We start from the raw sequence: 15,044 nt of genomic DNA, 5'->3' as shown, positions 1-15,044 counted from the left end.
ACGAACGTGACCACAGGGTGAGCACCGGCGGGCGGGCCCCGCGGTCGGCGGTAGGCTCGGCATCGCGCGGTGAGGGACAGGTCACCGGCTTTTCGTATGCGGAGAGGAGCCCTGAGCCAGGGTGAGCACCAAGCCGAACACCACAGATGCCGAGACCTTCGCCTGGACCGAGCTGGACCAGCGGGCCGTCGACACCGTTCGCGTCCTGGCCATGGACGCCGTGCAGAAGGTCGGCAACGGCCACCCGGGCACGGCGATGAGCCTCGCTCCGGCGGCCTACGTCCTCTTCCAGAAGCTCATGCGGCACGACCCGGCCGACGCGCACTGGGCGGGCCGGGACCGCTTCGTGCTGTCCGTGGGCCACTCCAGCCTGACGCTCTACATCCAGCTGTTCCTGGCCGGCTACGGCCTGGAGCTGGAGGACCTGAAGGCCTTCCGCACCTGGGACAGCAAGACGCCGGGCCACCCGGAGGTCGGCCACACGGTCGGCGTGGAGACGACGACGGGCCCGCTCGGCCAGGGCATCGGCAACGCGGTGGGCATGGCGATGGCCGCCCGCTACGAGCGCGGCCTGTTCGACCCGGAGGCCCCCGCGGGCGCGTCCCCGTTCGACCACACCGTCTGGGTGCTCTGCGGCGACGGCGACCTCCAGGAGGGCGTGGCCGCCGAGGCCTCCTCGCTGGCCGGCCACCAGAAGCTCGGCAACCTCGTGGTGCTGTGGGACGACAACCACATCTCCATCGAGGGGGACACCGAGACGGCCGTCTCCGAGGACACCCTCAAGCGCTACGAGTCCTACGGCTGGCACGTCCAGCGCGTCGAGCAGGCGGAGAACGGCGACCTGGACCCGAAGGCGCTCCACGCGGCGCTGCGGGCCGCCCGGGACGAGACCTCGCGCCCCTCCCTCATCGCGGCCCGCTCGATCATCGCCTGGCCCGCCCCGAACGCGCAGAACACCGAGGCCTCCCACGGTTCGGCCCTCGGGGCCGAGGAGATCGCCGCCACCAAGCGCGTCCTCGGCTTCGACCCCGAGGCGGACTTCCCGGTCGAGGACGCCGTCCTCGCCCACACCCGCGGGGCCCTGGAGCGGGGCGCCGAGGCCAAGGCCGCGTGGGAGAAGGAGCTGGCCACCTGGCGCGACGCGAACCCGGAGCGGGCCACCACCTTCGACCGGCTCCGGGAGCGGCAGCTGCCCAAGGGCTGGCGCGAGGCCCTGCCGACCTTCGAGCCCGGCAAGGACGTGGCCACCCGCAAGGCCTCCGGCGCCGTGCTGAAGGCGCTGGGGAGCGTGCTGCCCGAGCTGTGGGGCGGCTCCGCCGACCTGGCGGGTTCGAACAACACCACCATCGCCGAGACCTCGTTCCTCCCGGTCGGCAACAAGCTGCCCGCCGCGGACCCGTACGGCCGCACGGTCCACTTCGGTATCCGCGAGCACGCCATGGGCTCCGTCATGAACGGCGTGGCGCTGCACGGCAACACGCGGATCTACGGCGGCACCTTCCTCGTCTTCTCGGACTACATGCGGCCCGCCGTGCGGCTGGCGGCGCTGATGAGGACGCCGGTCACCTACGTCTGGACGCACGACTCGATCGGCCTGGGCGAGGACGGCCCCACCCACCAGCCCGTCGAGCACCTGTCCGCCCTGCGCGCGATTCCGGGGCTGAACATGGTCCGGCCCGCCGACGCGAACGAGACGGCCGTCGTGTGGGCGGAGATCATGGAGCGCTTCGAGCGCGACCCCGCCCCGCACGGTCTCGCCCTCACGCGGCAGAACGTGCCCACCTACGAGCCCGACCAGGACGCAGCCAAGGGCGGGTACGTGCTGTTCGAGGCCGAGGGCGGCGGTCCCGACGTGCTGCTGATCGCCACCGGCTCGGAGGTGCAGCTCGCGGTCGAGGCCCGGGAGGCGCTGCGGGCCGAGGGTGTCAGGGCGCGGGTCGTGTCCATGCCGTGCGTGGAGTGGTTCGAGGAGCAGGACCAGGCCTGGAAGGACGCGGTGCTCCCGCCGTCCGTGCGGGCCCGGGTCACCGTCGAGGCGGGCGTCGCCCAGTCGTGGTACCGCTACCTGGGGGACGCCGGCCGTGCCGTCTCGCTGGAGCACTTCGGCGCCTCCGCCGACTACAAGACGCTCTACCGCGAGTTCGGCATCACCGCCGAGGCGGTGGCGACCGCCGCCCGCGAGTCCATCGAAGCCGCGGCGCGCTGACGACCGCCCGAACAGCGACAAGCAGGAGATGTAACCCCTATGACAGACGCACTCAAGCGCCTCTCCGACGAGGGCGTCGCGATCTGGCTGGACGACCTGTCGCGTGAGCGCATCACGTCCGGCGGCCTCGCCGAGCTGATCGACCAGCAGCACGTCGTCGGCGTCACCACCAACCCGTCGATCTTCCAGAAGGCGATCTCGGCCGGCGACGGGTACGAGCGCCAGCTCGAGGACCTCGCCGCCCGCCGCGTCTCCGTGGAGGAGGCGCTGCGCATGATCACCACCGCCGACGTGCGGGACGCGGCCGACATCCTGCGCCCCGTCTACGAGGCCACCGGCGGCCGGGACGGCCGGGTCTCCATCGAGGTGGACCCGCGCCTGGCCCACCACACCCGGCCCACGGTCGCCGAGGCCCGGCAGCTCGCCTGGCTCGTCGACCGGCCGAACACGCTCATCAAGATCCCGGCCACCCTCGACGGCCTGCCGGCCATCACCGAGACGATCGCCGCCGGCATCAGCGTCAACGTCACGCTGATCTTCTCGCTGGAGCGCTACCGCCAGGTGATGGACGCCTACCTGACCGGCCTGGAGAAGGCCGACGCCAAGGGCCTGGACATCTCCCGGATCCACTCGGTGGCCTCGTTCTTCGTCTCCCGCGTCGACACCGAGATCGACAAGCGGCTCGACGCCCTGGGCACCGAGGACGCCGGGGCGCTGCGCGGCAGGGCCGCCCTCGCCAACGCCCGCCTGGCCTACCAGGCGTACGAGGAGGTCATCGCCTCCGACCGCTGGAAGGCGCTGGAGGCCAAGAACGCCAACGTGCAGCGCCCCCTGTGGGCCTCCACAGGCGTCAAGGACCCGGCCTACCCGGACACCCTCTACGTCACCGAGCTGGTCGCCCCGAACACCGTGAACACGATGCCGGAGCCCACGCTGGAGGCCACCGAGGACCACGGCGAGGTCACGGGCGACACCGTGCGCGGCACCTACGAGCAGGCCCGCGCCGACCTCGACGCCATCGAGGCGCTCGGCATCTCCTACGACGAGGTCGTGTCCCTGCTGGAGCGCGAGGGCGTCGAGAAGTTCGAGGCCTCCTGGACCGACCTGCTCACCTCCACCGAAGCCGAGCTCAAGCGTCTCGCCCCGAAGGAGGCGTAAGCACGGTGACCAGCCCGGCAGCAGATCCGGCGGGCGACGGCAATCCGCTGCGTGACGCACAGGACCGGCGGCTCCCGCGTATCGCGGGGCCGTCGGGCCTGGTCATCTTCGGTGTCACCGGAGACCTGTCCCGCAAGAAGCTCATGCCCGCCGTGTACGACCTCGCCAACCGCGGGCTGCTGCCGCCGGGCTTCTCGCTCGTCGGCTTCGCCCGCCGGGACTGGGAGCACGAGGACTTCGCGCAGGTCGTGTACGAGGCCGTCAAGGAGCACGCCAGGACGCCGTTCCGCGAAGAGGTGTGGCAGCAGCTGGCCCAGGGCATGCGGTTCGTGCCCGGCGTCTTCGACGACGACGCCGCCTTCGAGACCCTGAAGGCGACGATCGAGGAGCTGGACAAGCAGCGCGGCACCGGCGGCAACTTCGCCTTCTACCTCTCCGTGCCGCCCCGGTTCTTCCCCACCGTCGTCCAGCAGCTCAAGAAGCACGGGCTGTCCGACGCCCCCGAGGGCTCCTGGCGGCGGGCCGTCGTCGAGAAGCCCTTCGGGCACGACCTGCGCAGCGCGCAGGAGCTCAACGAGACCATCCACGGCGTCTTCCGCGCCAGCCAGGTCTTCCGCATCGACCACTACCTGGGCAAGGAGACGGTCCAGAACATCCTGGCCCTGCGGTTCGCGAACACCATGTTCGAGCCGTTGTGGAACCGCTCCTACGTCGACCACGTGCAGATCACGATGGCCGAGGACATCGGCATCGGCGGCCGGGCCGGCTACTACGACGGCATCGGCTCCGCCCGCGACGTCATCCAGAACCACCTCCTCCAGCTCCTGGCCCTCACCGCGATGGAGGAGCCCTCCTCCTTCGACGCGAAGGCACTGGTGACGGAGAAGCTGAAGGTGCTCAACGCCGTCCGGCTGCCCGCCGACCTCGGCCTGCACACCGTGCGCGGCCAGTACACCGCCGGCTGGCAGGGCGGCGAGAAGGTGCTCGGCTACCTGGACGAGGAGGGCATCAACCCCAAGTCCAAGACGGACACCTTCGCCGCGATCAAGCTGGAGATCGACAACCGGCGCTGGGCGGGTGTGCCGTTCTACCTGCGCACCGGCAAGCGGCTCGGCCGCCGCGTCACCGAGATCGCCATCGTCTTCCAGCGCGCCCCCTACTCGCCCTTCGACACCACCGACACCCAGGAGCTCGGCCAGAACGCGCTGGTCATCCGGGTGCAGCCGGACGAGGGCGTCACCATCCGGTTCGGCTCCAAGGTGCCCGGCACCTCCATGGAGATCCGCGACGTGACGATGGACTTCGCCTACGGCGAGTCCTTCACCGAGTCCAGCCCCGAGGCCTACGAGCGGCTGATCCTGGACGTGCTCCTCGGGGACGCCAACCTCTTCCCCCGGCACCAGGAGGTCGAACGCTCCTGGGAGATCCTCGACCCGATCGAGGAACACTGGGAGAAGCACGGCAAGCCCGAGCCCTACACCGCCGGTACGTGGGGCCCCAGGGCGGCCGACGAGATGCTGGCACGCGACGGTAGGAGCTGGCGGCGGCCATGAACATCGACCTCACGCACACCACGTCCAGCCAGATCAACGCGGCCCTGGTCAAGGCCCGTAGGGCGGCCGGCTTCCCGGCCGTCGGCATGGTGCTCACCCTCGTCATCGTCACCGACGAGGGCAACCACTACGACGCCCTCAAGGCCGCCAGCGACGCCTCCCGCGAGCACCCCTCCCGCATCCTCGTCGTCATCCGCCGCCCCGGCCGCTCTCCGCGCGACCGTGCCCAGGCCCGGCTGGACGCCGAGGTCCGGCTCGGCGGCGAGACGGGCACCGGAGAGACGGTCCTGCTGCGGCTCCACGGGGAGCTGGCCAGCCACACCTCCAGCGTGGTCCTGCCGCTGCTCCTGCCGGACGCGCCCGTCGTCGTCTGGTGGCCCGAGGACTCCCCGGCCGTCCCCTCGAAGGACCTCCTCGGCAACCTCGCCCAGCGCCGCATCACCGACGCCGCGCGCACCGAGGACCCGACGGCCACCCTCGCCCACCGGGCCGGGACGTACGCCCCCGGCGACACCGACCTGGCCTGGACCCGCATCACCCCCTGGCGCAGCGTCCTGGCCGCCGCGATGGACCAGCGGGCGGTCGGCCAGCGCCGGATCACCGTCACCTCCGCCGTCGTCGAGGGCGAGGAGCACAACCCCAGCACCGAGCTGCTGGCCCTGTGGCTCGCGGACCGGCTGCGCGTCCCGGTCGAGCGCGCCCTCTCCGACGGCCCCGGCATCACCGCCGTACGGCTCGCCACCCCCGAGGGCGAGATCTGCCTCGACCGGCCCGACGGGCGGCTCGCCCTGCTCGCCGTCCCCGGCCAGCCCGACCGCCACGTGGCGCTCCACCGGCGCTCCACGGCCGAGCTGATCGCCGAGGAGCTGCGCCGGCTCGACCCGGACGAGGCCTACCACCACGCCCTGTGCCACGGCCTGGACAGCCTCGGCGGGCCCGGCCGGGCACCGGCGCAGGAGTCCGCGGCGGCACCGGCCCCGAAACGCAAGGCCCCGAACCGGAAGGCGGCCGCCCGATGACCCCCTCCACCCAGGTCGTCGTCCACCGCAACAAGGAGGAGCTGGCCCGTGCCACTGCGGCCCGGCTCGTCACCACCCTGGTCGCCGCCCAGACCGAGCGCGGCACCGCCTCCGTCGTCCTGACGGGAGGGCGCAACGGGATCGCCCTGCTCGAAGCCGTCGCCGCCTCGCCCGCCCGCGACGCGGTCGACTGGGCCCACCTCGACGTGTGGTGGGGCGACGAGCGCTTCCTGCCCGACGGCGATCCCGAGCGCAACGAGACGCAGGCCCGCGCCGCTCTGCTGGACGCGGTGCCGCTCGACCCGGCCCGGGTGCACCCGATGGAGCCCTCCGGAGGCACCTTCGGGGACGACGCCGACGCCGCGGCGGCCGGTTACGCCGCCGAGCTGGAGGCCGCCGCCCTCCCGGCGGACCACGGCCCGGTGCCCGCGTTCGACGTGCTGCTCCTCGGCGTCGGCCCCGACACCCACGTCGCGTCGCTGTTCCCGGAGCTGCCGGGCGTGCGGGAGACGGAACGGACCGTCGTCGGCGTGCACGGCTCGCCCAAGCCCCCGCCCACCCGGGTGTCGCTGACCCTGCCCGCCATCCGGGCCGCCCGCGAGGTGTGGCTGCTGGCGGCCGGCGAGGACAAGGCGCGGGCCGTCGCCGTCGCGCTGAGCGGCGCCGGGGAGGTCCAGGCGCCGGCGGCGGGCGCCCACGGCCGCACCCGCACGCTGTGGCTCCTGGACGAGACCGCCGCCTCCCGGCTCCCCGCCGACTTCCAGCCCTCCCCGTCCTGACGGCGGGCCCGGGCTCCGGGCGGGCTCAGGCCAGCTCGTCGGCCATCGAGGGCACCACCTCGGGGGTCCTGACGGGCCGGACGAGGAGGGAGACGGCGCACCCCAGGGTGGACACGGCCATCACCACGTACATCAGCCGGTAGTCCAGCACCCCGATCAGGGCCGCGCCCGCCGCCAGCGAGAGCGACTGTGCCCCGTCCCTGGCGGTGTTGACGACGGCGTTCACGCGGCCCTGCATCCGGGCCGGGGCGTACAGGTGGCAGGCGGTGCCCAGCACGACGGCGAGGAACGGCAGGCCCACGCCGATGAGCGCCACCCCGGCCAGGAAGGGCACCAGGTTCGTCGAGACGCACAGCAGCAGCCCCAGCGCGACGAGCCCGTACCCGAGGCAGGTCGTGCGGACGTCGCCCAGACGGCGGATCAGCTGCCCGGCGAGCAGCCCGCCCAGCACCGATCCCGCCCCCTGGACGGAGGCCATCACGCCGACGAAGGCGGCGGCCCGCCCGAGCCCCTGGTCGACGGCCGCGAAGGCGGCGGTCTCCAGCATGCCGACCACGCCGAGGAAGAACGTCATGGCCAGGGTCAGCCGGAACAGCAGGGGGACGTCCCGCACGTGCCGCCAGCCGGCGGCCAGCGCGGTGCGGAACCGTTCGCCCGCGGGCTCCGGCTCGGACTCCACCACCGTGACGGAGGCCAGCAGCAGGGCCGCGACGGTGAGGGTGAGCGCGCCCAGGGCGGCCAGTGCCCCGCCGCCGAAGGCGACGTACACACCCGCGCCGACCACCGGCGAGACGATCCGCACCCCTTCCCTGGTGGCGATGAGCAGCGATCTCGCCTGCACGGCCTCGGAGGACCGCAGCAGGTCCTTCAGCAGCGCCTGCCGCGCCGGGGTGGCGACGAGGACGCCGTAGGCCGCGGCGACCACGTAGATGATCCACAGCTGCCCGCTGTCCTCGACGGCCAGCAGCGCGAGGACCAGCACGGCCATCGCGCCGTACATCCGCAGCAGCAGCGGCTTGCGGTGCACCCGGTCGACGAGGTGCCCCAGCAGCGGAGCGGCGAGACCGGGCACGGTCAGCGCCAGGATGACGCCGCCGGCCGCGGCGTCGGAGCCGGTGAGGTCCTTCGCCCAGATGGCGAGGGAGAGGAACATGGCGCTGTCTCCGAAGCTGGAGACGGCCTCGCCGGCGAACACCCGGCGGAACTGCGCGTTACGACGAAGAAGCACCCACACGGGCTGGCCTCCACTGGTGTACGGGGGAGGCGGGGGCGGAGCACCCGGCCCGGGCGCTCCGCCCCCGCCCTCCGGTCGGGGCGTCGGCTCAGCTCTCGCCCATGGCGACGCGCAGGCTCTTCGGGCGCATGTCCGTCCAGACCGTCCCGATGTGGGCCAGGCACTCCTCCCGCCCGCCGCTGACGCCCGCGTCGTGCCAGCCCGCGGGCAGCGGACGCCCCTCGGGCCACAGGCTGTACTGCTCCTCGTCGTTGCGGACGACGGTGTACCGGCGCTCGGTGGTGGTGAGCTCGCTCATGGTTCAGGTTCCCTTCGGGTGGTGGGTGGTGGGTGGTGGGTACGGCTTCGCGTGGGCGGGCGGGCCTGGCACGGTGACGTGCCAAGCCACCCTGCGGGCCGTGGGGTGACGCGGGGTCAGGAGGGCCGGAGCAATCGGTCCTCGACGAGGCGCACGACGTCCCGTCTGCTGGTCTTGCCGGACCGGTTGCGGGGCAGGGCGTCGAAGAAGAGAAGCCGGCCGGGCCGCATGGAGGCGGGCAGCTCCCGGCCCAGCCGCTCGCGCAGCGCGCTCTCGACGGCCCGCAGGGACCCGGGCCCCGCCCCCGCTTCCTCGGGGACGAGGGCCAGGTGGAGTTCGGCCCGGCCGCGCAGGGCCTCGGAGAGCACCGCGACGGCCTGGGCGACGCCCGGCGTGCGCTCGGCGACGGTCTCGACCTCGCCCAGCTCGACCCGGTGGCCGCGGATCTTCACCTGGTCGTCCGCCCGGCCGTGGAAGGTGAAGAGGCCGTCGGGGCCGAGGCGTACCAGGTCGCCGGTGCGGTAGGTCCGGGTGCCGTCCTCCCCGGTGGTGAAGGACCGGGCGGTCAGCTCGGGGCTGCCCACGTAGCCCCGGGCGACGCCGAGGCCGGACAGGCACAGCTCGCCCACGGCGCCCGGGGCGGCAGGCCGGCCCTCCTCGTCGAGCACATGGGCCCGCAGCCCGGGGATCGGCACCCCGATGGGCTGCGGGTCGCGGTAGGGCGGTGTCACCCTGGTGCACAGGCCGCAGACCGTGGTCTCGGTCGGCCCGTAGCCGTTCCACAGCGCTCCCGTGACGCCTTCGAGCTCCTCGGCCAGAGCCGCCGTCAGGGCCTCGCCGGCGCTGACGAGGTGGGTGAAGACCCGCTCTCCGGCCAGGAACGGCAGCAGCAGCCGGAGCTGGCTCGGGGTCGCGAACGCGGCCCCGGGCGGCCGGGAGAGCAGCCACCGGGCGAAGAACTCCGGGTTGCGGGCGCAGCGTCCGGGCGCGACGACGATCGTCCCGCCGCTGGTCAGCGGCGTCAGCATCTCGGGCACCGACATGTCGAAGACGACGCTGCTGTGCGCCAGCATCCGGTCGCCGGGCCCGAGCCCCAGGGCGTCGGAGAAGTAGTCGAGCATGTTGAGGAGCCCGGCGTGCTCGATCTCCACGCCCTTGGGCAGGCCCGTCGAGCCGGAGGTGAACAGGATGTACGCGGCCGGGGGCCCGGCCTCGGCACCGGGCGGCGGCGTGGCGGCGACCTCGGCGACCGCCGCGCGCACCACCCCGTCGGAGCGCGCCTCGTCGCTCACGACCGCGCGGCAGTCGGCCTGCCGGACCTGGTACCCGCGCCGCTCGGCCGGGGCCGCCGGATCGAGCGGCACGGCGACGGCGCCGAGCAGCCAGGCGGCCAGCAGGCTGACCACGTAGGAGCCGCCGTAGCCGCACTCGACGGCGACGCGGTACCCGGGCCGCACGCCCTGCGCGCTCAGGGCCGCCGCCTGGGCGCGGGCCGCCGCCAGCAGGGCCGCGTAGGTGAGCTCGCGGCCGTCCGGCTCCCGCACGGCGATCGCGTCGGGCGCCCGGTCCACGTGGTGCAGGAACCGTGCCAGGGTGGCGCCGGACGCCGTCGCCGGGGTTCCGCTCGCGGTGGCGTCGGCCGCGGGTGCGGGCGCGGTCATCGGTTCTCCTCCTGTGCGTGTGCGGTCCGGGCGAGGCGGGTGAGCGCCGCCAGGGTGGGTTCGGCGAAGAAGTCGACCAGCTCGACCTCCGCGGCCAGTTCCTCGTCCAGCCGGGCCAGCAGCCGCAGGGCCTTGAGCGAGTGCCCGCCCAGGCGGTGGAAGTCGTCGCCCGGCGCGGCCCGTTCGGTGCCGAGGACCTCGCACCAGAGTGTCGCGACGGCCTCGGCCAGCGGGTCCGGCGCGTCGGCCGGGCCCGCCACCGGCTGGGGCCCGGCGGTGTCGAGGGCCGCGAGCAGGGCCTGCCGGTCGGCCTTGCCGTTGGGCGTCGCCGGGATGCGGTCGACGACGCGGAGGGCCGCCGGGAGCAGGTAGGGCGGCAGGGTCTCGGCCAGCCGCTCGCGCAGCGCCTGGCCGTCGAGCGCCACCGGCGTCCCGTCCGGGCCGGTGACCGGGACGGCGAAGGCGACGAGTTCGGTGCCCTCGGGGGTGCGGCGGGGGAGGACGACGGCGTCGGCCACCCCGTCCCGGTCCCGCAGGGCCCGAACGGTCTCGGCCGGTTCGACCCGGTGCCCGCGCACCTTGACCTGGTCGTCGAGGCGTCCGACGTACGCGATACCGCCGTCCGGCAGCACCCGCACCTGGTCGCCCGTGCGGTACAGCCGTCCCCCTTCGGTGGAGAACGGGTCGGGGACGAAGGCCGTGGCCGTCAGCTCGGGGGCGTCGAGGTAGCCGTGCGCCAGCCCCTCGCCGCCCACGTACAGCTCGCCGGTTCCGCCGGGCGGGGCCGGGGCGCCGTCGGCGTCGAGCACGTACGCCGTGCTGCCGGGCAGCGGCCCGCCCAGGGGCACGACCCCGTCGGCCAGGTCCCGGGGTGTGACGTCGTGGGTGGTGCTGAACGTGGTGTTCTCGGTCGGCCCGTAGCCGTTGACGACGCGGGCCGGCGGGCCCGCCGCGAACAGCTTCTCCAGGCGGCGGTCGTCCTGCTTCTCGCCGCCGAACACGAGCACCCGAAGGTCGCGGAAGGCGTCGGGGGCGAAGTCCACGAGCTGGTTGAGCAGCGTGACCGTCAGAAACATGACGGTGATCCGCTCCTCGGCGAGGAACGCGCGCATCCGGTCCGGCGACAGCAGCACGTCGCGGTCCGCCACGACGAGCGTGCCGCCGCCCGCGAGCGCTCCCCAGAGCTCGAACGTGGCGGCGTCGAAGGCCGGGTTGGAGACGTGGGCGACCCGGTCCCGTTCCGTGAAGGTGACGAAGTCCGCGTCCGGCACCAGCCGGCTGACCGCCCGGTGCGGTACCACGACCGCCTTGGGCCGGCCGGTCGAGCCGGAGGTGCACATCACGTAGGCGACGTCGGCTCCGGTGACGGGCGTCGGGGCGAACGGCCCGCCACCCCGCGCCGTGAGCTCGTCCAGACGGTGGACGGGCACCAGGCCGGAGAGCAGGTCCACGCTCGCCCCGTCCGTGACGAGCGCCGCCCCGGCCGCGGCGCGCACCGTCTCGCGGGTGCGCTCGCCGGGCTGGCCCGCGTCGAGCGGCAGGTACGCGCAGCCCGCGTACAGCACGCCGAGGCAGGCGACGACGGACGGGAGCCCGCGCTCGGCCGGTACGGCCACGACCGTGCCCCGGCCGTACCCGGCGGCCCGGAGGCCGGCCGCGACCGCCGACGCCCGCCGGTCCAGCTCGCCGTAGCTCAGCTCACGCCCGCCGTGGCGGACGGCGACGGCCTCCGGCCGTTCGGCGGCCCGCTGCCGCACCCGCTCGTGCACGGCGACGAACGTCCCGCCCCCGGCGGGCGCAGGGACGGACGCCGGCGCGGTCTCGGCCGCCGCGAGCGGGGCGTCCGGCTCGGCGAAGGCGTCCTCGACGGCCCGCAGCACGCGCCGGTGGAGGTCGGCGCCGCGCTCCGCGGCGAACAGGTCGGCGGACCACTCCAGTTCGCAGACGGTCCCGGCGCTCGCGCGCGTCACCGCCCACAGCAGCTCGAACTTGGCGGTGCCGGTGGGAACCTGCTCCCGCTCGGCGGCGTAACCGTCCAGCCGCAGGCCGCACCCGGCCGTGTCCAGGTAGGTGAGCGCGGTCTGGGCCAGCGGGGCCCGCCCGCCGGCGCCGGTCCCGAGCGCCTCCACGATCGCCTGGAACGGCACGGGGCGGGCCAGCGCACGGGTGATCACCCGCCTCGTGTGGCGCAGCAGCTCCCGGGCCGTCGTCCCCGGCGGAACCCGGAACCGCAGCGGCACGAGGTCCACGAACATGCCGATCTCCGCGGCCCGCTCCGGCTCCCGGGCGGACACCGGCACGCAGACGACGAGATCCCGGTCCCCGGTGACGGAGACGAGGGCGGCGACGTAGGCGGCCGTCCACGCCATGAAGCCGCTGAGCCGTTCCTCCCGCGCGGCCCGGAGGAAGGGCTCCAGCCGCTCCGGGGCCGGCGTGACCCGGTGCGCGGCGCCCCGGGTGCCGGGACGCGCGGGGCGCGGCAGGTCGTGCGGGAGCCGCAGGCCCTCCCGGCGGTCGGCGAGCGCGGCCCGCCACTCCTCCAGGGCCGCCCCGGGCGCTGCGTCCGGGGCCACCGTGCGGACGCGGGCGGGGGCCACCCGGCCGCCGTCCGGCCCGGGATCGGGCTCGCCCGCGTAGAGCCGCTGGACGTCCTCCTCCAGCAGGGTCAGGGAGACCCCGTCGCACACCAGGTGATGGACCGTGAGAACCAGCCGGCTCCCCGCCTCGCCCTCGTCGACGACCAGGGCCCGCAGCAGCGGCGGCCGGGCGAGGTCGAACGGGGCCCGCGCCTCGGTGTCGACCAGCTCCCGCACGCTCGCCTCCGCCACGCCCCGGGCGTCCACCCATCGGCAGGGCACCGTGGGCTCCGGCGTCGTGACGGTCCGGCCCGGCCTGACGAAGCCCCGCCGCAGCGCGTCGTGCCGCCCGGCGAGCGCGTTCAGCGCCGACCGCACCCGGTCGACGTCCAGCCGGTGCGGGAAGCGGTAGGCGACGCAGATGTGGTGGACGGCCGTTCCCGGGTGGAGCTGCTCGACGGCCCACAGCCGCTCCTCCGGCCCGGTCAGCTCCCGGCCCTCCTGCCGGGCCTCGCCCGCGCCGGGACCGGTCAGCGCCGCCACGAGGGATCCGAACTCCGGGTACTCGTAGAGGATGTCGAGGTCGAGCTCGGTGCCGGTCAGCTCGCGCAGCAGCAGCGCCACCTCGACGGCCAGCACGGAGTCGCCGCCCTCGTGGAAGAAGTGCGTGCCGTCCTCGATGACGTCGAGGCCCAGGGCGGAGCGCCAGGCGCCGGCCAGTTCGGCGCGGAACGTCTCCGGCCGCGCGTCGCGTCGCGTCGTCGTGTCGTCAGTCACGGCCGGCCGCCCCGGTGTCGTCGGCGGAGCGCGTCACCAGCCGGTCGCCGATCGCCAGCGCGTCCAGCGTCGAACGCGCGAAGGTGGCCACCGCCTCCTCGGGCGTGCGGACGATCGGCTGGCCCTTCAGGTTGAACGAGGTGTTGACCACCATGGGGATGCCCGAGTCGTCGCCCACCCGCCGGATCAGCTTCCAGAACCGCGGCGCGGTGGCCCGGTCGACGGTCTGCACCCGCGCGGAGCCGTCCACGTGCGTGATCGACGGAAGCCGCTCCTGGTAGGCGGGCCGCACCCGCGTGACGAACAGCATGTGCCGGTACATCGACTCCCGCTCCGGCTCCAGCTCGAAGTAGGTGTGCGCCTCCTCGGCCAGGACCGCGGGAGCGAAGGGGCGGAACTCCTCGCGCTGCTTGACGACCGCGTTCAGGTGGGCCCGCATCCCCGGTGCCGTCGGGTCCGCGAGGATGCTGCGGTTGCCCAGCGCCCGGGGGCCGAACTCCATCCGGCCCTGGAACCACGAGACCACCTTCCCCGCCCTGATCAGTGCGGAGACCTCGGCGAGCAGCGCGTCCTCGGACAGCTCGCACACCCGGTAGTCCGGGCCGAGCCCGGCCAGCGCCGCGTCGATGTCGGCGGCGCCGAACTCCTCGCCCCAGTAAGGCATCGTCATCGCGGCGGGCGGGGCCGGGACGCGCCGCCGCAGCTCCGCCAGGGCCGCGCCCAGTGCCGTCCCGTCGTCGCCCGAAGCGGGCTGCACGAACACCCGGTCGAACAGGCCGCTCCGGGCTATCAGACCGTTGGCCGTGCAGTTGAGCGCCACACCGCCGGCCATGCACAGGTTGCGCGACCGCGCACCCTCCTCGACGGCCGTCCGCAGCACGGTCAGCAGGCTCTCCTCCAGCCGTCGTTGCAGGGCCGCCGCGATGTCCATGTGGCGGCTCTCCACCGGGGCCTGTGGGTGCCGCGCCGGACCGAACAGCTCCTCCAGCCGCCGGATCGCGCCCCGGTGCGTCTCCCGCTCCACGGGCGACTTGTCGTGCGCCAGCACAGGGACGACCAGCCGCCCGCCGGACGTGTGCCGCACCAGTTCCTCGGCCTGGTCCGCGTACCGGCCCGCGTCGCCGTAGGGCGCCAGGCCCATGACCTTGTACTCGTCCATGCCCGGGAGGAAGCCCAGGTACTGGGTGACGACGCTGTACAGGATGCCGAGGGACGCGGAGACGGGGTACGTCCGGGCGAACCGCAGGTCAGGGCCGTCGCCGTGCAGCACGGACGTCGCCTCCGTCTCGCCCATGCCGTCCGCCACCAGCACCGTCGCGTCGGGGAAGCCGCTCAGGTGGTAGGCGCTGGCGGCGTGGGCCAGGTGGTGCCGGACGCCGGTGAACTTCGACTCCCAGTCCTGGTCCGGATAGTGGGCGCGCAGGACGTCGAGCTGCACCTCCCTGCGGTAGACGTCGTCGAACCAGCGCCGGGCGAACGCGTCCCGTTCGAACGCGGGTGACGGCTCGTAGCGGAAGCCGTGGGCGACGACGTCCACGTCGTCCAGGCTCACCCCGGCCGTCCGCAGACACGCCTCGATCGCGTCCACCGGAAAGGCTCCGGTGCCCTTGTTCCCGTCGTGCCGCTCCTGGGCCGACGCGGCGAGGACGCCGTCCTCGCTCACGAGGGCCGCGGCGGAGTCCAGCCCCTGCACGACCCGCTGCTCCCGCCAGTCCAGGCCGGGCAGCATCTCCTTCTTCACGGACATCGACCGGTCGAGTCCGCTGATACCGAGCACCAGCAC

10 protein-coding genes are annotated in these 15,044 nt (G+C 74.2%); 5 read left to right on the top strand and 5 right to left on the bottom strand.

Translation table 11 applies throughout. The features are described 5' to 3' along the window. The first annotated feature begins 121 nt into the window (after positions 1-121). The 5 genes from tkt to pgl are packed head-to-tail and all read left to right on the top strand — an operon-like array spanning position 122 to position 6,715. The gene (gene tkt, locus O7609_RS02785) at positions 122-2,206 is read left to right on the top strand and encodes a transketolase (protein WP_269743025.1); all 2,085 of its coding nucleotides are present in this window, start codon (positions 122-124) and stop codon (positions 2,204-2,206) included. 39 nt (positions 2,207-2,245) lie between these two features. Beyond that, positions 2,246-3,364, top strand: a complete 1,119-nt coding sequence (tal, locus tag O7609_RS02780; protein WP_269733310.1) for a transaldolase — start codon at positions 2,246-2,248, stop codon at positions 3,362-3,364. A gap of 5 nt (positions 3,365-3,369) precedes the next feature. Then, positions 3,370-4,917, top strand: a complete 1,548-nt coding sequence (zwf, locus tag O7609_RS02775) for a glucose-6-phosphate dehydrogenase (protein ID WP_269733309.1) — start codon at positions 3,370-3,372, stop codon at positions 4,915-4,917. Beyond that, positions 4,914-5,936: a glucose-6-phosphate dehydrogenase assembly protein OpcA gene (opcA, locus tag O7609_RS02770; protein WP_269733308.1), complete on the top strand. Its 1,023-nt coding sequence runs from the start codon at positions 4,914-4,916 to the stop codon at positions 5,934-5,936. Before zwf ends, opcA begins: the two co-directional genes overlap by 4 nt. Then, positions 5,933-6,715, top strand: a complete 783-nt coding sequence (gene pgl, locus O7609_RS02765) for a 6-phosphogluconolactonase (protein ID WP_269733307.1) — start codon at positions 5,933-5,935, stop codon at positions 6,713-6,715. Before opcA ends, pgl begins: the two co-directional genes overlap by 4 nt. A gap of 25 nt (positions 6,716-6,740) precedes the next feature. On the opposite strand, the gene O7609_RS02760 is transcribed toward pgl, so the two are convergent. The 5 genes from O7609_RS02760 to O7609_RS02740 all read right to left on the bottom strand — a co-directional run bounded on the left by O7609_RS02760 (position 6,741) and on the right by O7609_RS02740 (position 15,044). Then, positions 6,741-7,943, bottom strand: a complete 1,203-nt coding sequence (locus tag O7609_RS02760) for an MFS transporter (RefSeq protein WP_269733306.1) — start codon at positions 7,941-7,943, stop codon at positions 6,741-6,743. Positions 7,944-8,037: 94 nt separating this feature from the next. Further along, positions 8,038-8,247 (bottom strand): MbtH family protein, encoded by a 210-nt coding sequence (locus O7609_RS02755; protein WP_269733305.1) that lies wholly within the window; start codon positions 8,245-8,247, stop codon positions 8,038-8,040. A 116-nt stretch (positions 8,248-8,363) separates the two neighbouring features. Next, positions 8,364-9,908 (bottom strand): amino acid adenylation domain-containing protein, encoded by a 1,545-nt coding sequence (locus O7609_RS02750; protein WP_269743024.1) that lies wholly within the window; start codon positions 9,906-9,908, stop codon positions 8,364-8,366. Further along, entirely contained in the window at positions 9,905-13,261 is a 3,357-nt protein-coding gene (locus O7609_RS02745; protein ID WP_269743023.1) for a non-ribosomal peptide synthetase, read from the bottom strand. The genes O7609_RS02750 and O7609_RS02745 overlap by 4 nt, the downstream gene beginning before the upstream one ends. Further along, positions 13,254-15,044: a carbamoyltransferase family protein gene (locus tag O7609_RS02740; protein WP_269743022.1), complete on the bottom strand. Its 1,791-nt coding sequence runs from the start codon at positions 15,042-15,044 to the stop codon at positions 13,254-13,256. Before O7609_RS02740 ends, O7609_RS02745 begins: the two co-directional genes overlap by 8 nt.

Origin of the sequence: Streptomyces sp. WMMC1477 (genome assembly GCF_027460245.1) — a bacterium.
Lineage (GTDB): Bacteria > Actinomycetota > Actinomycetes > Streptomycetales > Streptomycetaceae > Streptomyces.
This window is presented reverse-complemented; position numbering and strand designations above follow the sequence as displayed.

Bases quoted from the DNA above. Each gene is read 5' to 3' on its own strand.
- O7609_RS02750 (WP_269743024.1), bottom strand. From the start codon at position 9,908: ATGACCGCGCCCGCACCCGCGGCCGACGCCACCGCGAGCGGAACCCCG.
- O7609_RS02755 (WP_269733305.1), bottom strand. From the start codon at position 8,247: ATGAGCGAGCTCACCACCACCGAGCGCCGGTACACCGTCGTCCGCAAC.
- opcA (WP_269733308.1), top strand. From the start codon at position 4,914: ATGAACATCGACCTCACGCACACCACGTCCAGCCAGATCAACGCGGCC.
- tal (WP_269733310.1), top strand. From the start codon at position 2,246: ATGACAGACGCACTCAAGCGCCTCTCCGACGAGGGCGTCGCGATCTGG.
- pgl (WP_269733307.1), top strand. From the start codon at position 5,933: ATGACCCCCTCCACCCAGGTCGTCGTCCACCGCAACAAGGAGGAGCTG.